General features: G+C 66.6%; 20 protein-coding genes and 1 pseudogene. 5 read left to right on the forward strand and 16 right to left on the reverse strand.

Annotation, left to right across the window (positions count from 1 at the left end; genetic code table 11):
* Nucleotides 1-190, forward strand: a pseudogene (locus QTH90_RS24965) (hypothetical protein); the annotation flags it as partial.
* Between the two features lie 12 nt (nt 191-202).
* On the opposite strand, the gene QTH90_RS24970 reads toward QTH90_RS24965, so the two are convergent.
* On the reverse strand, nt 203-1,288 hold the full coding sequence (locus tag QTH90_RS24970) for an RNA methyltransferase (protein ID WP_286667257.1): 1,086 nt from the start codon (nt 1,286-1,288) through the stop codon (nt 203-205).
* Between the two features lie 144 nt (nt 1,289-1,432).
* On the opposite strand from QTH90_RS24970, the gene QTH90_RS24975 reads away from it, so the two are divergent.
* On the forward strand, nt 1,433-2,068 hold the full coding sequence (locus QTH90_RS24975; RefSeq protein ID WP_286667258.1) for an FABP family protein: 636 nt from the start codon (nt 1,433-1,435) through the stop codon (nt 2,066-2,068).
* Between the two features lie 29 nt (nt 2,069-2,097).
* Here QTH90_RS24975 and QTH90_RS24980 read toward each other — a convergent pair whose 3' ends face one another.
* The 8 genes from QTH90_RS24980 to QTH90_RS25015 are packed head-to-tail and all read right to left on the reverse strand — an operon-like array spanning nt 2,098 to nt 8,986.
* Nucleotides 2,098-2,613: a CinA family protein gene (locus QTH90_RS24980; protein ID WP_286667259.1), complete on the reverse strand. Its 516-nt coding sequence runs from the start codon at nt 2,611-2,613 to the stop codon at nt 2,098-2,100.
* 27 nt (nt 2,614-2,640) lie between these two features.
* Nucleotides 2,641-3,354 carry an HAD-IA family hydrolase gene (locus tag QTH90_RS24985; RefSeq protein WP_286667260.1) on the reverse strand — a complete coding sequence of 238 codons (714 nt, stop codon included), beginning with the start codon at nt 3,352-3,354 and terminating at the stop codon, nt 2,641-2,643.
* Between the two features lie 12 nt (nt 3,355-3,366).
* Entirely contained in the window at nt 3,367-4,251 is an 885-nt protein-coding gene (locus QTH90_RS24990) for a phosphoribulokinase (protein WP_286667261.1), read from the reverse strand.
* Between the two features lie 25 nt (nt 4,252-4,276).
* Nucleotides 4,277-5,338 (reverse strand): class 1 fructose-bisphosphatase, encoded by a 1,062-nt coding sequence (locus QTH90_RS24995; RefSeq protein ID WP_286667262.1) that lies wholly within the window; start codon nt 5,336-5,338, stop codon nt 4,277-4,279.
* Nucleotides 5,299-6,096, reverse strand: a complete 798-nt coding sequence (locus QTH90_RS25000) for an HAD-IA family hydrolase (protein WP_286667263.1) — start codon at nt 6,094-6,096, stop codon at nt 5,299-5,301. Before QTH90_RS25000 ends, QTH90_RS24995 begins: the two co-directional genes overlap by 40 nt.
* Nucleotides 6,093-7,040, reverse strand: coding sequence for a CbbX protein (cbbX, locus tag QTH90_RS25005; protein WP_286667264.1), 948 nt, complete (start codon nt 7,038-7,040; stop codon nt 6,093-6,095). The genes QTH90_RS25000 and cbbX overlap by 4 nt, the downstream gene beginning before the upstream one ends.
* Before the next feature lie 24 nt (nt 7,041-7,064).
* Nucleotides 7,065-7,505 carry a ribulose bisphosphate carboxylase small subunit gene (locus QTH90_RS25010; RefSeq protein WP_286667265.1) on the reverse strand — a complete coding sequence of 147 codons (441 nt, stop codon included), beginning with the start codon at nt 7,503-7,505 and terminating at the stop codon, nt 7,065-7,067.
* Between the two features lie 14 nt (nt 7,506-7,519).
* Nucleotides 7,520-8,986, reverse strand: coding sequence for a ribulose-bisphosphate carboxylase large subunit (locus tag QTH90_RS25015; protein ID WP_286667266.1), 1,467 nt, complete (start codon nt 8,984-8,986; stop codon nt 7,520-7,522).
* A 109-nt stretch (nt 8,987-9,095) separates the two neighbouring features.
* On the opposite strand from QTH90_RS25015, the gene QTH90_RS25020 reads away from it, so the two are divergent.
* Entirely contained in the window at nt 9,096-10,025 is a 930-nt protein-coding gene (locus tag QTH90_RS25020) for a LysR family transcriptional regulator (RefSeq protein WP_286667267.1), read from the forward strand.
* 66 nt (nt 10,026-10,091) lie between these two features.
* On the opposite strand, the gene QTH90_RS25025 is transcribed toward QTH90_RS25020, so the two are convergent.
* Nucleotides 10,092-11,567: a DUF1254 domain-containing protein gene (locus QTH90_RS25025; RefSeq protein WP_286667268.1), complete on the reverse strand. Its 1,476-nt coding sequence runs from the start codon at nt 11,565-11,567 to the stop codon at nt 10,092-10,094.
* 271 nt (nt 11,568-11,838) lie between these two features.
* On the opposite strand from QTH90_RS25025, the gene QTH90_RS25030 reads away from it, so the two are divergent.
* A complete protein-coding gene (locus tag QTH90_RS25030; protein WP_286667269.1) occupies nt 11,839-12,498 on the forward strand; it encodes a hypothetical protein in 660 nt (219 codons plus the stop codon).
* Between the two features lie 32 nt (nt 12,499-12,530).
* Here QTH90_RS25030 and QTH90_RS25035 read toward each other — a convergent pair whose 3' ends face one another.
* Nucleotides 12,531-13,589, reverse strand: a complete 1,059-nt coding sequence (locus tag QTH90_RS25035; RefSeq protein WP_286667270.1) for a DUF3500 domain-containing protein — start codon at nt 13,587-13,589, stop codon at nt 12,531-12,533.
* A gap of 74 nt (nt 13,590-13,663) precedes the next feature.
* The gene (locus tag QTH90_RS25040; protein ID WP_286667271.1) at nt 13,664-15,106 is read right to left on the reverse strand and encodes a DUF2252 domain-containing protein; all 1,443 of its coding nucleotides are present in this window, start codon (nt 15,104-15,106) and stop codon (nt 13,664-13,666) included.
* A 343-nt stretch (nt 15,107-15,449) separates the two neighbouring features.
* Here QTH90_RS25040 and QTH90_RS25045 point away from each other — a divergent pair, with 343 nt between their 5' ends.
* Nucleotides 15,450-16,403, forward strand: coding sequence for a hypothetical protein (locus QTH90_RS25045; RefSeq protein ID WP_286667272.1), 954 nt, complete (start codon nt 15,450-15,452; stop codon nt 16,401-16,403).
* Between the two features lie 37 nt (nt 16,404-16,440).
* Here QTH90_RS25045 and QTH90_RS25050 read toward each other — a convergent pair whose 3' ends face one another.
* The 4 genes from QTH90_RS25050 to QTH90_RS25065 form a co-directional block, all read right to left on the reverse strand.
* Complete coding sequence (locus QTH90_RS25050) at nt 16,441-16,884, reverse strand: acyl-CoA thioesterase (RefSeq protein ID WP_286667273.1); 444 nt, start codon at nt 16,882-16,884, stop codon at nt 16,441-16,443.
* Nucleotides 16,881-17,420, reverse strand: coding sequence for a MarR family winged helix-turn-helix transcriptional regulator (locus QTH90_RS25055; protein ID WP_286667274.1), 540 nt, complete (start codon nt 17,418-17,420; stop codon nt 16,881-16,883). Before QTH90_RS25055 ends, QTH90_RS25050 begins: the two co-directional genes overlap by 4 nt.
* A complete protein-coding gene (locus tag QTH90_RS25060; protein WP_286667275.1) occupies nt 17,417-18,190 on the reverse strand; it encodes an SDR family NAD(P)-dependent oxidoreductase in 774 nt (257 codons plus the stop codon). Before QTH90_RS25060 ends, QTH90_RS25055 begins: the two co-directional genes overlap by 4 nt.
* A gap of 64 nt (nt 18,191-18,254) precedes the next feature.
* Complete coding sequence (locus QTH90_RS25065) at nt 18,255-19,004, reverse strand: SDR family NAD(P)-dependent oxidoreductase (protein ID WP_286667276.1); 750 nt, start codon at nt 19,002-19,004, stop codon at nt 18,255-18,257.
* Nucleotides 19,005-19,008: the final 4 nt, after the last annotated feature.

Here is a 19,008-nt window from a genome sequence, read left to right on the forward strand (position 1 = left end):
TGACTACCTGGTCGCCCAAGGCGTGCCGGCCAACATCATCACGACCGAAGGCCGCAGTTTCTCGGAGCTGAAGATCACTGAAGCCGATTGCAGGGCCCAAGGCAAGGCCAGGAACCGCACTGCGCTCATTGCCTGCTTCGAGCCGAATCGCCGCGTGGAGATCCGCGCCGCAGGTGAGCAAGGGGGCTAGGGTCGGCTGTCGCTAGCCGTCGGCATCCGCAATGCCGATGGCGATGCGCATGAGGGAGCTGCCCTCGGGCTGGTTTGCGGCCCTTCGTAGCGGCACCCGTGCCTCGGCTGCGCGCGCCCTCAGCTGACCGCATCCGCCGTCGACGTCCTGGCCGGCCGAATAGCGCAGCTTCGTCAGGATGCCCCGCTCGTGAAGGGTGCGAGCGATCTGCTTGCAGCGCTCCCATGACGGGCGACTGAACGACACGCCGTCCACTGCGTTGAACGGGATCATGTTCAGCACGCCGTACTTGCCGGAGAGCAGCCTGACAAGGCCGTCCATCTCGTCTTCGCCGTCGTTGACGCCTTCCATCAGCGTCCATTGGTACTGGATCGGATAGCCGGTGGCCCGGGCGTAGCTTTCGCAGGCGGCGACCAGTTCCTCGGGAGTCATGTTCGGCGCACGCGGGAGGAGTCTCCTGCGCAGGTCGGCCTTGGTCGTGTGCAACGAGAGCGCCAGTGCGGGCCTGACGCGTTGCTGGTGCAGCCTATCGAACGCACGCGGATCGCCGACGGTGGAAAACACCAGGTTCTTGTGGCCGATGTCGCCCGCGGTGCCGAGCAGGTCGATCGCCTCCATCACGTTGTCCAGGTTGTGGGCCGGTTCGCCCATCCCCATGAACACCACCTTGCGCACCGGCCGGCGCGCACGCGCGAGGGCAACCTGGGCAATGATTTCGGCACTTCCGAGCTGGCGCAGCAATCCGTCGCGACCCGTCATGCAGAACTGGCATCCGACGGCGCACCCGACCTGCGACGAGACGCAGAGACCGGCCCGTGGCAGCAGCACGCTCTCCACGGTCTGACCGTCGGCCAGGGCGACGAGCAGTCGCTCGGAACCATCGGCGCCCGGATGGACCGCGTGGATGCGCGCCAGTCCCGCGAGCTCGGCTTCGATGGACGGCAACGCCGCCAGCAACGACGACGGAAAGAAGCTTTCCGGAAGACGCCTGCCGCTGTTTCGGGGCAAGGCGTGGGACCACAGCCGAAGAATCCGGTGTTCGTGAAGGGGGCCGGCTCCGGCTTCTCGCAGTCGCCGCTTGATTTCGTGGATTTGCATGCACTGCCTGGGGAAATGGGACGCCGGAACACCGAACTTGCAGAGGACAGATTGTGCACGGCAGTCCCTGCGAAGGCCGCCGTTGCCTGCAGAATGCCGGGTTTGGCCTGCGAAGCTCGCCACAACCCGACACCTGCCTATCCCATGCCCAAGTTTCCGGACGACATCTACACCGAGCCTTCCGACCTCGACGGAAGAACCCTTTCCAACCTGGGCCCGCTGCGCAGGATGGCCGGCATCTGGCAGGGCGAGAAAGGGGTGGACGTCAAACCCAAGGCGCAGGGGCCGAAGACGCAGGTCTACGTGGAGCACTACGAGCTACAGCCGATCGATCCCCAGACCAATGGCCCGCAAGTGCTGTATGGCCTGCGCTATCACACCTTCATCCACAAGCCCGGCCTGACCAAGATGTATCACGATCAGGTCGGCTATTGGCTCTGGGAGCCTGCCACCGGCACCGTCATGCACACGCTGGCGATCCCGCGGGGTCAGATCGCGATGGCGAGCGGCCATGTGGATGCGGACGCAGACAGCTTCGAACTCGTTGCCGCGCGCGGGAGCCTCGTCAACGGCATCGTGTCCAACCCGTTCATCGAGCATGCCTTCACGACGCTGGAGTGGCGTATCGCGGTGGCGTTCAATGCCGATGGCACCTGGTCGTACAACCAGGACACCGTCATGCAGATCCAGGGCTTGGCCGAACCCTTTCATCACACCGACCGCAACACACTGACGAAGATCGGCGAGCCGACCCTCAATCCGCTGGCCATGCAGGCGTAAGGCGGAGTCGACCGCCGGCCTGCGGTGCGTCAGTTGGACCGGGCAAGCAATGCCTCTTCGAACAGCTGCAGAAGGTAGCGCGCGAAGAGGTCCATGTTCACCGCGCGATCGCCGTTGCCAGTCTCGATGGTCCTGCCGAGCGTGGCAGCCCCGACGACCGCGATGCACACGTGACCGGGCGCATCGCCATAGGGACTGCCCGAGGGGCCGGCCGCGCCGCTTTCACTGATGCCCCACGATGCGCGGTGACTGTCGCGGATCTTGCCGGCGACCATGACGGCGTAGGGTTCGGTTTCTGCACGCATGCCTGCGACGTCGACCGCCGTCAACCCGAGCAGCGCCTTGCCCGCACGCCTTGAATAGACGACGGCACCACCGAGGAAGAAAGCCGATGCGCCCGGCACGGCAAGTAGCGCTGCCGACACGAGGCCGCCGGCAGACGATTCCACGACCGCGATCGTTTCCTTGCGTTCCTTCAATGCAGCCCCCACACGCTCCGCGAGAACCGCGAGCGACGGGAGACCGGAGTCATTCGATGAGGTCATGTTTCAACGGTTGATTGCCGGATCATCCTAGCGCAGCGTGCGAGCTTCGACGCTGAAGGCGCGCTCACCGGCGAGCACGAAGTCGGCTACCTGCATCAGTCCGGGAAAGATGCGCTGCGGTTGCGAGTCGGCAATCGGTACGCCCGAGTTGTAGCCGTAGGGCACGGCCCAGACGGCGACGCCGGCGTTGCGCGCCGCGTCCATGTCGGTGCTCGAGTCGCCCACATGCGCGGCGCGGCGCGTGTCGCCGTCCAGCGTCTCGACCACGTGGCGCAGCACGCTCGCGTGGGGCTTCTTGTGCGGCAGGGAGTCGCCGCCGACCACGAGCTCGAACAGGCTGTCGAGCCGGGTGGCTTCGAGCACCCGGCGCGCGTGGCGCAGTTCCTTGTTGGTCACGCAGGCGATTCGAACACCGGCCTCACGAAGCCGCATCAGCGCCTCGTGTGCGCCGGCGTAGGGAGCGCACATGCTGCCGATCGTCGTGTTCAGGTCGTGCTCGAAGCTTTTTAGCACGGCTTCGGCACGGACTGTGTCCGCCAGCGCCGGCTGCTCGAGGTACAGGCGGGCCAGCAACTTGAGCATCAATTGCCGGGACCCGTCGCCAATGAGATGGGTGATCTCGGCCGTGGGGCGGCGCGCCACGCCGTGCATGCCGAGCGCGCGATTCGCCGCCTCCGCGATCTCGGCGGCGGTATCGACGAGCGTGCCGTCGAGGTCGAAGCTGACGATGTCGTAGACCATGCCGCGCTCAGCTCACAGGGCACTCAGGGCTGCCTTGCGGCGCTCCATCATTCGCCAGATGAAAGGCGTGAAGATCAGCTGCATCGCCAGCTCCATCTTTCCGCCTGGCACCACGATCGTGTTGGCACGCGACATCCACGAGTTGTTGATCATGGTGAGCAGATACTGGAAGTCGATGCCCTTCGGATCGGCGAAGCGGATGACCACCATGCTCTCGTCGGCCGACGGGATGTCGCGGGCAATGAAAGGGTTCGAGGTGTCCACGATCGGCACGCGCTGGAAGTTCACATGCGTGTGCCTGAACTGCGGGCAGATGTAGTTCACGTAGTCGGGCATGCGGCGCAGGATCGTGTCGGTCACGGCTTCGGTGCTGTAGCCGCGCTGCGTCTTGTCGCGATAGAGCTTCTGGATCCACTCCAGGTTGATCACCGGCACGACCCCGATCAGCAGGTCGGGATGCCGGGCGACGTTCACCTCGGGCGTCACGACCGCGCCATGAAGCCCCTCGTAGAACAGCAGGTCGGTGCCCTCGGGCAGGTCCTCCCAGGGCGTGAAGGTCCCCGGTTGCTGGTCGTAGGGTGCGGCCTCCTCGGCATCGTGCAGGTATTTGCGGTGGCGGCCGACGCCGGTTTCGGCATAGTCGCGGAACAGTGCTTCCAGCTCCGGGAACAGGTTGTTCTCGGCTCCGAAGTGGCTGAAGTTCCTGTTGCCCTCGCGCTCAGCCTCCGCCTGGCGAAGCTTCATTTCCTTGCGGTCGAAGCGGTGGAAGCTGTCGCCCTCGATGACGGCGGCCTTCACTCGCTCGCGGCGGAAGATGTTCTGGAAGGTTCGCGTGACCGATGTGGTCCCCGCGCCGGAGGAACCAGTGATCGAGATGATGGGATGGCGTTCAGACATGGTGTGTTCCTCGAGGCAGGGTCCGTCATGCGCGGAACAGGCTGTGCCGGGCGAACAACGGGCTTGCCAGGTCGTCCCTGGCAGGCTCGGTGTGATACCGCTCGATGCGCTCGACCTCGATCCTCGAGCCGAACACCAGGCCGATGCGCTGATGGAGCGACGTGGGTTGCACGCCCAGCACGGGCTGGCGCCCGGTGCTGGCGCGGCCGCCGGCCTGCTCCACGATGAATCCGATGGGGTTGGCCTCATGCAGCAGGCGCAGGCGCCCCGGCGTGGCCGGGTCCTTCGAATCGCGCGGGTACAGGAACACGCCGCCACACATCAGGATGCGGTGCACCTCGGCCACCACCGAGGCGATCCAGCGCATGTTGAAATCCTTGCATCGCGTCCCGGTCTTGCCGGCCAGGCATTCGTCGACATAGCGTTTGACCGGCGCTTCCCAGAAGCGGCTGTTGGATGCGTTGATCGCGAACTCCTGCGTATCGGCGGGCACCCGGATGTGCGGATGGGTCAGCATGAATTCGCCCAGGTTCGGATCGAGCGTGAAGCCCGCCACGCCGTTTCCCACCGTCAGCACCAGCATCGTCGTCGGCCCGTACAGCGCATAGCCCGCTGCCACCTGGACCGCGCCGGGCTGCAGGAAATCGGCGGCGGTCACGTCGCGGCCGCTGTCGACCACCGCCTGCGGCGCCCGCAGCACGCTGAAGACGCTGCCGACCGAGAGGTTGACCTCGATGTTGCCGGCGCCGTCCAGCGGATCGAACACCAGCAGGTACTTGCCGCGCGGATGCTGCGGAGGGATCTGGTAGGGCTCGTCCATTGCCTCCGACGCCATGCCGGCGCAGTGGCCTCCCCAATCGTTCATACGCGTGAAGAGCTGGTTGCTGACGACGTCCAGAGGCTGCCGGGTGTCTCCCTGCACGTCGAGATGGCTGCCAAGCTCGCCGAAGGCCACGGCGCGTGCGATCGCCTTGGCCGCGAGCGCCACGTCCAGGATCAGCGCGTTGAAGTCGCCGCTGGCCCCGGGAAAGCGCCGGCGCTGTTCGATCAGGTACTGCGTGAGAGTGGAACGGTGGGACAGGGGCATGGTCGTCTTTCGAATCGTGGATGCCGGTTCAGCGCGGGGGCGGTGGCGTGCCAGTCCCTCAGGTCGGCCACCGTGGTGCCCTGCAGGTCGGACAGCACATGCAGCGCGCCCGTGAAGTCGTGACGCGTCGTGAAGGCGTTGGGGGTCACGACGGTGGGCAGGCCGGCATCGATGGCCGCCTGGAGTCCGTTGGCCGAGTCCTCGAAGGCCAGGCACTCCGCCGCGCGCACCCCCAACCGCTGCAGCGCTTGCAGGTACCCCTGCGGATGCGGCTTCTTGCGAGAAGCGGTGGACGCGTCCTCCACGACCTGGAAGATGCGCGCCCAGTCGGGCCCGATCGCCGATCGCAGCACGACCGCGATGTTGATGGGCGACGTGGTGGTCGCGATGGCCAGACGCAGCCTCGCGTCGAGCGCCGAGTGGATCAGATGCAGCACGCCGGGCCGCAGCTGCACGGCGCCGTCGTGCACCAGGCGCGCGTAGTAGGCGGTCTTGAGATCGTGAATGCGCTGCACGGTGTCGGCCAGGGCGCGAGCGTCAATGCCCTGGATGCCTCCGCGCTCCCGTGCCCAGTAGTGCCGGATGCGCTCCTTTCCGCCGCAGACCTCCAGCAGCTGCGTGTAGAGCGGCTCGTCCCAATACCAGTCGAGGCCGGCCTCGGCGAAGGCATCGTTGAACGCGGCGCGATGCGCGCTCTCGGTGTCGGCGAGCGTGCCGTCGAAGTCGAAGATCAGCGCGCGCAGGGGTTCGGGCTTCACGGTGCGTCCTTCTCAGCGTTTGCAAACACCCGGCTGGCGAGGATGTCCGCGGCTGCGAGGGTGCTGAGCTCGTCCGCTCCGAGCACGCGCTCGCGGTCAGCGTACAGGCGGCTGGCCTGGCGCAGCCGCGCGCGATCGAGTGCGTTGCGCACGCTGCGCGCATTGGCGAAATGCGGCTGCGCGATGCGCAGGCGAAGGTAGTTGTCGAAGGCTTCGCGCGCGTCGACGCCGAAGCGGTACTGCGTGCCCGACAACATGCGCTCGGCAATCTGCAGCAGCTCGGGTGTGGCGTAGTCGGGGAAGTCGAGGTGGTGCGCGATGCGCGAGCTCATGCCGGGGTTGGACTGGAAGAAGGTGTCCATGCGGTCCTTGTAGCCGGCGAGGATCACCACGAGGTCGTCGCGCTGGTTTTCCATCGTCTGCAGGAGGATCTCGATCGCCTCCTGGCCGTAGTCGCGTTCGTTCTCCGGGCGATACAGGTAATACGCCTCGTCGATGAAGAGCACGCCGCCCATCGCCTTCTTCAGGACTTCCTTGGTCTTGGGCGCGGTGTGGCCGATGTACTGGCCCACCAGATCGTCCCGCGTCACGCTGACCACGTGACCCTTGCGCACGTAGCCGAGCCGGTGAAGGATCTGCGCCATGCGCAGCGCCACGGTGGTCTTGCCGGTGCCGGGGTTGCCGGTGAAGCACATGTGCAGCGAAGGCGCCTGTGCGGCCAGGCCGTGCTGCGCGCGCAGCCTGTCGATCACCAACAGCGCGGCGATGTCGCGGATGCGGCTCTTCACCGGCACCAGCCCGATCAGGTCGTGGTCGAGTTCGTCGATGACCGTCTCGACCTGGCTTTGCGCCAGGACCTCCGCCACCGTGCGCGCGGCGCGGGGCGGTTCAGCCGGGGCCGCCGCCGCAGGCGTGCCGGGGATCGAATACAGAGGTGCAGCCATGGGGGGTGGAGCCGGAGCCGTCGTTCATGCGCCGGAGCGCTCGCCTTCGGGCTTGTCGGTCGCGTAGTTGCGCACCGTGTAGCGCATCGTGCGGCCATGGATCTCCTGGCGCACGAGGCTGAAGCCGGCCTCGCTGGCGGGCCGGTTGACGATGAAGCTCATAGTGATGGTCTCGACCCCGCGCGTGGAGTCGAACGCCATCAGGCGGATGTAGTGGCCGGGGAAGGTCTTGCGGCATTCCTTCAGTTCGAGCAACACGCCCGCCGCGTCCTGCAGATCGAACATCGGCATGCCGTACATCTCCCAGTACGTGTTGCGCGGATGCGGGTCGTCGGTGTATTCGACGCTCCAGGCATAGCCCTTCCGGAGGCCGTAGTCGATCTGCAAGCCGATCTCGGCGTCGGTGAGATCGGGCAGGAAGCTGAACTGGCCCTGGGTGATGCGGCCGGTCGGGTTGGTCATCATGGTCCGGGTCTCCTTCAGGCCACCGATGCGGTGGTGGCGAAATCGCTGGTGTCGGTGGGCGCGTAGTTGAACGACACGTCCTTCCAGGTGTCGAGCGCCTGCTTGAGCGGCGTGCAGTGGCGCGCCGTGGCCTGCAGGATTTCCGGGCCCTCGTTCCGGATGTCGCGGCCTTCGTTGCGTGCCTTGACGATCGCCTCGAGCGCGACGCGGTTGGCGACCGCACCGGCCTGGATGCCCGCCGGGTGGCCGATCGTGCCGCCACCGAACTGCAGGATCACGTCGTCGCCGAACAGGTCGATCAGCTGGTGCATCTGCCCGGCGTGGATGCCGCCCGAGGCGACCGGCATCACCTTGCGCATGTCGGCCCAGTCCTGGTCGTAGAACAGGCCGCGCGGCAGGTCCTGCTTCGTGAAGCTGTCCCGGCAGACGTTGTAGTAGCCCTGCACTGTCATCGGGTCGCCTTCGAGCTTGCCGACCGCGGTGCCGGTGTGCATGTGGTCGACCCCGGCCAGGCGAAGCCACTTGGCGATCACGCGGAAGCTCACGCCGTGGTTCTTCTGCCGCGTGTAGGTGCCGTGGCCGGCGCGGTGCATGTGCACGATCATGTCGTTGCGGCGCGCCCAGCCGGCCATGCTCTGGATCGCCGACCATCCGATCACCAGGTCGAGCATGACCACCACCGAGCCCAGTTCCTTTGCGAACTCCGCCCGTTCGTAGATGTCTTCCATGGTCGCGCCGGTGACGTTCAGGTAGCTGCCCTTGACCTCGCCCGTGGCCGCGCTCGCCTTGTTGACGCCGTCCATCACGTACAGGAAGCGGTCGCGCCAGTGCATGAAGGGCTGCGAGTTGATGTTCTCGTCGTCCTTCATGAAGTCGAGCCCGCCCTTGAGCCCTTCGTAGATCACGCGGCCGTAGTTGCGGCCCGACAGGCCCAGCTTGGGCTTGGTGGTGGCCCCGAGCAGCGGACGGCCGAACTTGTCGAGCCGCTCGCGCTCGACCACCAGGCCGGTCGGCGGGCCCTTGAAGGTCTTCACATAGGCGACCGGGATGCGGATGTCCTCCAGCCGTGCCGCCTTCAGGGGCTTGAACGAGAAGACGTTGCCGATCAGGCTGGCCGTCATGTTGGCGATCGAGCCCTCCTCGAACAGGATGAGGTCGTAGGCAACCCAGGCGAAGTACTGGCCGGGCTGCCCGGGCACCGGATCGACCTTGTAGGCCTTGGCGCGGTAGCTGTCGCAGGCGGTCAGCCGGTCGGTCCACACCACGGTCCACGTGGCAGTGCTCGATTCGCCGGCCACTGCGGCGGCGGCTTCGATGGCTTCGACACCGTCCTGCGGCGTGATGCGGAAGAGGCAGAGAACGTCGGTGTCCTTGGGTCGATAGTCGGCATCCCAGTAGCCCATCTGCCGGTACTTGAGGACCCCGGCGCTGTAGCGTTTCCTGGCTTCGGTGATGACACCTTGTTCAACGGGCAGGTTCACAGTGGGCCTCCGGACGGCGGTGGTTGGGTGGGTTGAACTCACTGTAGAAGTCGAACGAAGTAAGGTAAATTCAGAATTCATTTGCTTTTGAGTAAGCATTTCCTTAACCATGAACATCACCTTCCGCCAGTTGCGGGTGTTCGCAGAGGTCGTGCGCCAGGGCAGCGTGCAGCGCGCCGCGGAGGCGCTGCACCTCACACCGCCGGCGGTGTCCATGCAGATCAAGGAAGTGGAGTCCCAGGTCGGCCTGCCGCTGTTCGACCGCGTCGGGCGGCGGTTGTCGCTCTCCACCGCCGGCGAGTACTTCGCGATCTATGCACAGCGCCTGCTGGGCACGCTCAAGGATGCAGAAGACGCCATGGCGCGCTTCAAGGGCGTCGAATCGGGCGTATTGACGATCGGCATGGTGAGCGCGGCGAAGTACTTCCTGCCACAGCTGCTGGCGCAGTTCCATGCCGAGCACCCTGCGGTCGAGGTGCGGCTACGCCTGGGGAACCGCGAGCAGCTGGTGGCGCTCATGCAGGCGAACGAGGTGGAGCTCTCGGTGATGGGCCGCGCTCCCAAGGACTGGCCCAATCGCGCCGAGCCCTTCGCCATGCACCCGCACGTGCTGGTGACCTCACCGAGCCACCCCTTCGCGAGGGCTGAGAACGTGCCGGCCGGCGCGTTGGCGCGCGAAGGGTTCATCGTGCGCGAGCAGGGCTCGGGCACGCGCGCGGCGCTGGAGGAGTTCCTGGCCGTGCACCGCCTCCAGCCGATGCTGATCATGGAGATGCCGAGCGACGAGGCCATCAAGCAGTCGGTCATGGCCGGGCTGGGCGTGAGCCTGGTCTCGCTGCACACCATCGGCCTGGAATGGCGCAACGGGCTGATTGCCGCGCCGTCCGTGGAAGGTCTGCCGTTGATGCGGCGCTGGCATCTCGTGAACGCGGCGGCCAAGATGCTGTCGCCCGCGGCGGAGGCGTTTCGCTATTTCATGCTGGAGCGTGGCGAAGCGCACCTTGCGGCGATGTTCAGTGAGACGGCGCTGGCTCCGTAGCTGCGATCGGCCGGGCAGAGGCCGGCAATGCCGAGTTCGACGGGGAGGCAACCCCGTTGGCGATCCTCACGCCCGCTGCACGTCCGGCAGCTTGTAGCTGCCGTCGAGCAGCGGCTGCATCGGCACGTAGGTGCGCACGATGAGCGCGAATTGACCTTCGGGTGCCGGCAGCCAATTCGCCTGTGCCGCCTTGTCCGCGGGCGGCTCGTGCGACAGGTGCAACGTGAGTGAGCCGTCTGCGTTGAACTTCAGTTCGTCGGCGTCGAGGTTCACGGTGCCGATGTTGTGACGGCCGTTCGGGCTCGTGGGCAGCATGTAGTAATCCTGGTCGTACATCGAGAGCGACCAGAAACCGCCCTTGTCGCGGTCGACGGGTGGCAACGCACCTTTCGGGAAACTCATCGTGTAGCCGTATCGGCCGTACAGCAGCGCACCCTTGGCGTCGGTGCCGCGTATCCAGTAGATCGCCTCGTGATAGTCGTTGACGAATATGTAGATCACCGCCGCCTGCGCGCGGCCGAACCAGTCGGTGCCCCATGCGCCGCCGTTCTCCTGTCGCTGCCAGCCGTTGCCGCCGGCATCGACGCCGACCTGGTGGTACTTGGCGCCGTCGTGGAGTTCGGCATCCGCTTCGAGCGCCACCCGGTCGAGCAGCGCCTTCCAGGCCGGACCGGCCTCGCGCAACGCGAACAGCGTGCGCGCCTGGTCAGCCATCGGTGCGTCGTCAGGACCGACGGTCGGGTTCGCGTCGAGTGCCTTCTTCAGGTCGTCCCAGAAGGTCTTGACGTTCACCGGTCGACCGCGCAGCAAATCGGGGTCGGCGTTCACCATCTCGGCCGTCAGCCCCGGCGGGAAGACCTTGTTGCGTGCGCTGGCCTCGCAGTCGAAAGTGAGGCGCCCCGGCTTGTCCTCGCCCAGCGGCACGATGCCGATCTGGTTGAGCACTGCGCGCGCGCTGGCCTTGGCTTCGGGCGAATGCGCGGCGAAGCTCCGGCCGAACACGCCGCCCACGTTGGTCGGCGAGCGCAGCACGTCGATGAAGCCGGCCGGTTTCTCGCCCTTCCAGCCCGGCCCCACCAGCAGCAGCTTGCCGCCCGGTGTCCCCGATGCCGAGCCCAGTTGATGCGTCACGGTGGTGAAGAGATCGACGATCTGGATCGTCCAGTAGTGCCCCTTCGGCACGTCGGTCGGAGTCTGGATCACCACGCTGTCGTGGGTCAGGTCGACCAAGCCCACGCCGTAGATTGTGTCGTTGTTCGGCGTGACGACCTTGCGCTGCTGCGCCGGCATGTAGTCCGCGAGGTAGCCCATGCGATTCTTCGGCGCACCCGGGAACAGTCCCATCGTGGCACCGGGTTCCTTCATCAGCTGCCACGCGCTCGTGCGGCCGAAGGTATCGACCGCCGGATAGCCCCAGTAGTAGACGATGCGGGCGAGCGATTCGACGTACTTTGCATTGGCCAATTGCGCGGGGACGCCGCCCGCATTCGCGAGATCGGGGTGCGCCGGCGTCAGAGCCCTGACGGTGTAAGGCGAGTTCATGATCGACTCCATGAAGGTTTTCGCGATGGATTGAAGGGCACAGCCCATGTCCCACGCCGTGGGCTCCAGGCAAGCGCGATGCTAGGAGTCGGCCCTTTATTCCGCAACGGCCCTTTGGTGCAAGGCGAAAGAGGTCTCCCCGACATGTACCTCAGCGCAACCAAATGCGAAGCCTTGTAAGCGATAGCCGCACGTCATCACTTGGCTGCGACCTACGGTCATCGAGCCAGGAGCGATCTCCAATGCAGTCCGCTGCTCAAGGAGAACCGCGTTGAACTCACGACATTTCCACGCGTTTGCGACGCATGAAGGCGACATGCCGGGCGCGCTGCCTTTGGCTGAAAAGCGCGACATCGAAAGGCGTGCTTCCGCTTACAACCCGGCCGCCTCGGACCACTCCGGCGGATCAATGATGGAAGGCATGGGCTGGCTAGGCGTATGGCTCATCTTCGGGATGCTGGCCGCGCAAGAAATCAGCGGACTCGCAACACAGCCCGGGAGCGAGCCTGCGTTGGCGTTGGTCTATGGGGTGGTCGCCTTGTTCGGACTCGGGATGATGCTCCGACGCTCAGTGCGGAGGAGGCACCCCGCGCACCTCTATCCACCACTCGTGCTGAGCTTGGCGGGCCTGGGGATTTTTGCCTTGCTCATCTACGAGAGGAAGGTTCCGCCGGACTGGATGAACACGATCGTCACTGCCGCCGGCTTTCTCGCTTTCTCTGCCTGTACCGCGTCGATTGGTGCCGTCCTCGCATGGCGCCGGAGAGAAGCGGATCGTGAACGACGCGACCGTGAGACTGAAGCCTGGGAACGGCGGAGGCTGCTCGAGCGAACTTCATCGGGTCCGACCCAGCAGTTCATTGCCGAGCTTGAAAATCCCCCGATCGAGAACGACGACGACTTGCTGCCTCCGCGACCGCCGAGACGCTAGAGGGCACGTCGCCTCAATGCGCCGGGGAACATTCAGTGCCGGTGGCCGCTTGTGAGCGCGCGGCGATAGTGTTCGCCGAGGACGTCGCGCCCCCAGTCACCCTCGAAGTCGCGCCACACGTTGTGGATGTGGTTGCCGCCCGAGTTGTCCCATTCGATCAGGAAGCGCGCGCCCTGGATGCGCCAGTAGTGCGGCTGGCCGCGCTCGGTAGCGCCGGCCCATCCGAAGCGGATGCCGTCCATGCCGCCTGCACGCACGCTTTCCAGTCGCTGCTGCGCCAGGGACGATTCGGCCACCGAAGCGAGCGACTCGATGATGCGCAGCAACAAGGCCTGCTGCGCCGCGTCCATGGCACTGAAGGCCACACCCACAGGTGCCAATGGGTTCAGTTGGGCGGCATTGCGCGTGACGATGTCACCGAAGGGCCGGGCACTGAAGATGGCCTGCTGGCGCTGCGCGGGCGAGAGCGCGGCCAGCAGCGCGAAGGCGCGGTCTTCCTGCTCGCCCAGCGCGCGCTCGCCCTTGCGCGGGCCCTTGTTGGCGATGTCGCGCGGCACCTGCGCGGGATTGGCCCCCAGGAATTGCGGCAGCGTGGCCGCGACCTGTCCATCGGCCAGCGTGAAGTGCAGCGACAGATGGTGCCCTTCCATGCGCCAGCCCCAGGGCGCCGTGGAGTCCGGCGTGCCGAACAACGCGAAGGCGTAGTTCTCCGGATCGCGCGAAAGGCCGAAGGCCTCGATCTCGCGCAGTGCAATCTCCAGCGCAATGATGGCCTGCACCTGGACCAGCCCCGGCTCCGACAGGGCCGCTGCCAGCAGCTGCTGGGCTGCCTGGCGCTGCGCGCCGTTCATGGTCTTGAACGCAATGCCGGGCCGGCTGCGCGGCGTGTAGTTCCAGTCGCCACGCGCCTCCAGCGTGAACGGTCTCAGCAGCTCTGGCCGCTGCCCTGCCGGCGTCGCATCCAGCAGCGTCCGCGCGGCGGCCGTCATCGCCTGCGCAGCGCGGCTGGTGTCGGTCGCGGCGGCGGCAAGAGGCGCCACGGCGACCAGGGTCCAACAGGTCATCCAGGCGGAGAGAGTGCGCAGCAGCATGGCGGGTCTCCTACATGAACAGTCATGGCGCGAGCCGTCGGTCGTCCAGGCACCGGCGCACGACGCCATCCAGGCTACGGCGTCGCCACCTCCACCGCACCGCTGCGGGCGGCCGCCGCGAACGTTTCGTAGTCGCGCAGCGTCTGCTCCGCATACGCGGCGGCAAAGCGCACCAGCGCATCGTCGAAGCCGTCCGACTTGCCGAGATAGCCGGCGATCATCGCCGCGTCACCCGACTTGGCATGCGCCAGTGCGAGCGCCCATCCGCAGAGCCCGCAGTATTCCGCGAACGCAGCCGGGGTGGTCTCGCCCATTTCGAGTTCGACGCCGCCCTTCATGTCGCGCAACTGGCGCACGTAGAAGTCCGTGCCGTCGAGCTGACCCCACCCGAGAAAGATGTCGGGCGAGCCCTGGATGAGCCGCTGGCCCACCACCACGCGCTGCCCCTGGTTCTGCGGCCCCTTGTTCGGGCCGGGCCACTGAACGTACGGTGCCAACACCGAGGGCTGCGCCTCCTTGATCTGCAGGAAGAGCGGGTCGTCCTCGTCCCGCCCCTGCATCAGCACCACCCAGCAGCGGGTGCCGACACTGCCCACGCCCACCACCTTCTGCGCGACATCGAGCACCGTGTAGCGCGAGAACAGGAAGCGCCGTTCGGGTGCGAGCGAATCGAGGTACGCGGCCAGGAAGTGGCCCAGCGCGTCATCCACGGGCCGGCCGGCCGAGGTGTGGCTCACGCGCACGATGAACGGGTGCTGCTCGACGATGCGGTGCTGGTCGTCCACCAGATCGGTCATCTTGTCGAGCACCTGAAGATGGTTTCGCTTGCGCGCCTTGTCCAGCAAGGCTGAGGCGGCGTTGCGCCACCAGGGTGAGATCGCCTCCAGCAGCCGCGCGCTGTCGATGGTGTCGTACCAGACTTCGAGCAGTCCCATGCCGGCATAGCGACGCATGCGCTGCCGGTAGCTGGCCGCTGCAGAACGCACCGCGGCCTCGCGTGCCTCCCGGTCGCCACCGAGGTGCTGCGATGCGACATACGCGCTGGCAGCGAGCCGCTTCATGTCCCACTCCCAGGGACCGGGCTGGGTCTCGTCGAAATCGTTGATCGCGAAGACGAGCTGGCGCTCGGCCGACGCGAACACCCCGAAGTTCGCGACGTGCATGTCACCGCAGGCCTGCACGCGTAGCGCGGTCGTGGGGCTCGGCACCAGGTCGGCAGCCATCACGGCGGCGGAGCCCCGGAGGAACGCGAACGGCGACTGCAGCATGCGGGCATGGCGGACGGGCACCAGTTGCGGCAGCCGCGTCCGGGCCTGGGCGAGCAGGATGGCCACGGGGTCGACACCCGGGGGGCGCTCGAAGACGCCATGGCTCGCACGCGGAACACGATCGCGAAGCGTCTTGCCGATCGCCATGCGTTCGTCGACCGTCGGCTTGCGCGCGGTGAATGCGCTCGACAGCTCCTGGGCCCGCGTTGCGTCTTCGGCGCTCGTCTCGGTCTTCTTCGTACGTGCCATGAATGCTCCGGTGTGTCAGACGGCTTCATTCTGGGTGCCATTCGGCGCGAAGGGAAGGCAGCAAGAACCCGGCGCTTGCATCGCTCGCACCGCTCACGAATCAGACCAGTCTCATGGACCTTGTCCTGCGCAGAACATAAATTCATCGATCCCTCTTGCGTCCAGCCGTACCCGTCGCTGCCGCTGCTTCAGCAGGCCGCCGCCCTCCCCTCCCATGAGATCCACCTTCGAGGACGAAGTCGTGCCCCATCGCGTGGTGCACGCGAATCCCGTCCCGTCTCGCAGGCCCGCGCGGTCTCGTCGGCGGTCCATCTCCATCTCAGTTCTATCCAAGGAAATCCGTATGAAACAAGCGAAGAATCTTTCAGTTGTCGGGAGCGCGATGCTGGTGCTCGGCCTCTTGCACGGGTGTGGTGGCGGTGGCACCAGCGGCGGCGTGCCGATGCTCCCGCTGCTGGAAGGCCGCTCCTCCAGTTCCGGGCCTTCGTCGGAGCGCCTCGCCGGCCTGCCGGCAACTCCGACAGACACGGCCAAGGATTCGTCGGCCCCCGTCGAAGGCAGCGAGCCGGCACCCTCGCTGGGCACACCGCAGCCCGGTTCCACCGCCGCGGTTGGCAATGACAGCGAAGGCGTCTACGAGTCCGACTTCGGATACGCCCACGTCAGCGCCAGCGGCAAGGTCGCGCGACAGTTCAACGGCGGATTGCTCTGGGGCTCGATCGACATCTCCGGCTTGAACTGGGTGTTCAATCCGGGCACGGAGTACACCTCCATGTCCGCCGATCCGGTGACGGGCTCGGGGTCGTTCTCGCCCAAGGCTTCGATGGATGGCACCTATTCGAGGGGCGGCAGAAGCCCGTCGGCCATCGGGCCCCTGACCTACAGCGTTGCCAATGCCCTGGCCGTCGACCAGGCCAGCGTCGCGGGAACGTGGGCCATTCCCGACATCCTCGGGATCGGCATGTCCATCGTTGTCGACGAGACCGGCGCATTCACCGGCAGCACGTCGGGCTTTCAGATCGGCGTGTGCAAGCTCTCCGGCAGCTTGATGCTGGCTCAGCCGGGTTCGGCCAAGAACTCATACGTCACCACGTTGACTGCAGAGAACGCTGCCACTGGCACGGAGAAGAGATGCCAGCTCTTGTCGGGCATGCCCTACGTCGGCCCGTCCGCGATTGTTTTCATTCCCGCGGGCAAACACGCGAGCAACGGCTACTTCAGATCCGTCGCGTTGACGATCCGGCAGGACAACACCAAGGCCTTCGTGAGCAACTACCTGCTGAAGCAGAAGCAGTAGCAGTAGCAGGTCCACCCTCGCGTCGAGGGGTCTCCTCTCAAGCCGCCAGATCCGGCGCGCCGCGCACGATCGCATCGCGCAGCGCCGCCGGGATCTCCACCGCCCGATGGCTGTCGAGCGATGTCGTGACCAGCACCTGGTGCATGCGCATGCGCGTTTCGCCCTGGTGGTCGAAGCAATGCAGCCCGAGGGTCAGCGAGCGCGTGCCCAGGCGCTCGACCGTGAGCCCGAGGACGACGCGGTCGCCCAGCCGGCTGACGGCGCGGAAGTCGGCCTCCAGGCGCACAGTGGGCAGGCCGATGCGCTGCTCGGCGATGAGCTTGTGGTAACCGATGCCCAGCTCTTCGTTGACCCAGTCTTCCACCAGGCCATTGAACATCACGAAGTACTGCGGGTAGAAGACGATGCCCGCCGGGTCGCAGTCCGAGAAACGGATGAGCCGCTCGCGGCGGAACTCCGCCGTCTTCTTCGATTCGCTCACGCGCCTTCCTCCGCCGGCGGTTCGCCGCGCATCACATGCACCCGCAGCTGGCCGAGCTGGCTGTGCAGCTGGCGCACGGTCTTCATGTCGAGCCCCGCGAACATCTCCAGGATCCATTGCTCGTGCTCCTTGGCCATCGCCTCGAAGCTGCGCCGGCCCTTGGGCGTGAGGCTGACAATCCATGCGCGGCGGTCGTCCGGGCTGGCGGTGCGCGACACCACGCCTTCGCGCTCCAGCTCGTCGGTGAGGCCGGTGACGTTGCCGCCGGTCACCATCAGGTAGCGCGAGAGCACGCGCATCTTGAGCCCGTCGCGGTAGCGGTAGAGCTGCGCCATGTAGTCGAAGCGCGCCAGCGTGATGCCGAAGCGCTCGCGCAGCCGCTTGCGGATTTCGGCCTCGATCTGCGTGGTGCTGGCCAGCATGCGCAGCCAGAGCTTGAGCACGGCGTGGTCTTCCTGCCCGGCACGCGCCTCGTGGCCGAGTTCCTCGGCATCGCTCAGCGCGGCGTGCGAGGGGTCGTTGCCGATGTCCGTCATGTCACTTCTCCACCCGAGACCGAGATCGACTGCCCGGTCACCGACGCAGCGCCTTCGCCGCACAGCCAGCGCACGGCGTCCGCCACCTCTGCGGGCTGCACGATGCGGCGCTGCGGGTTCACGCCGGCAAACTCCGCCAGCGCATCGGCTTCGCTGCGGCCCGTCTTGCCGACCACGTTGGCGACGCTGGCACGCAGGATGTCGGTGTCGGTGTAGCCGGGGCACACCGCGTTGACCGTGACGCCCTTGCGCGCCACTTCGAGGGCGAGCGAGCGGGTAAGGCCGATCACGCCATGCTTCGCCGCCGTGTAGGCCGCGACATAGGCATAGCCCTTCTGGCCGGCGGTGCTCGCGATGTTGACGATGCGACCCCAGCCCGGTTCCAGCATGTCGGGCAACGCCGCCTGCGCGCACAGGAAGCTGCCCGTGAGATTGACCGCCAGCATGCGCTGCCAGAGTTCCAGCGATGTCTTCAGGAAAGGCGCGCTCTCGGCCTGCCCCGCGTTGTTGACCAGGATCGCCACCGGGCCCGAGGCCGTGCGCGCGGCGTCGAAGGCAGCACGCACCGAATCCGCATCGCCCACGTCGGCGACGAGTACGCCGTGGCCGGTGCCCGGCAGCTGGTCCTGCACGCGTTGCAGCGCCGCGCGGTCGCGGCCGAGCAGGCTGACGCGCGCTCCTTCTGCCGCCAGAGTCCTGGCGATTTCGGCGCCGATGCCGCGCGCGGCGCCTGTGACGACGGCATGCCGCCCATTCAGTGCTTGGCTCATGGATTGAATTTGGTTGACAACTAAATAATTTTAACCGTTTGAATCTGCCGCACCCCGCCAGACTTCATCGCATCAGCCGACCACCGTTGAGATCGAGCGTCGCGCCCGTCGTGAAAGCACCGGCCGCCGACGCGAGGTAGACCACCGCCGCGGCCACCTCCTCCGCCTCGCCGAAGCGGCCGAGCGGAATCCCGGCCTGCACCGTGCGCTGCCGCGCCTCGTCCATGGCGTCGAGCACCGGGCCTCTGATTGCTGCGGGTGCGATCGCATTGACCGTGACGCCGTGCGGCGCGAGTTCCTGCGCGAACGAGCGCGTGAGCGCCAGGATGCCCGCCTTCGATGCGGCGTAGTGAACACCCGTCGCCGCACTGGCCTGCTGCCCCGCAATCGACGACAGGTTGACGATCCGTCCCGCGCCCCGGTCGCGCATGTGCCTTCCGGCGACCCGGCAGCCGAAGAAGGCGCCGCGCAGGTTCACGGCCATGACCTGGTCCCACTCGGCGACCGGAATGTCCCAGAGCGAGGTCGACGGCGTCAGCGCGGCGTTGTTCACCATCACGTCGACCGCTCCGAAGCGTTGCACGGCGGATTCGAATCGTTGCGCAAAGGTGACCTCGTCGCGTACATCCAGCAGCATCGCGATGCATTCGTGCCCTGCGGCGCGAAGTTCGGCAGCAACGGCGTCGGCCGCAGCGACGTCGATATCCGTCAGCGCCACGCGCGCGCCTGCTCCAGCCAGTCCGCGCGCGATCGCGGCTCCGAGACCTTGCCCCGCGCCGGTCACGAAAGCCGTTCGTCCGGACAGCGAGAACATGGCG

The organism is Variovorax flavidus (genome assembly GCF_030317145.1).
Taxonomy (GTDB): domain Bacteria; phylum Pseudomonadota; class Gammaproteobacteria; order Burkholderiales; family Burkholderiaceae_C; genus Variovorax; species Variovorax flavidus.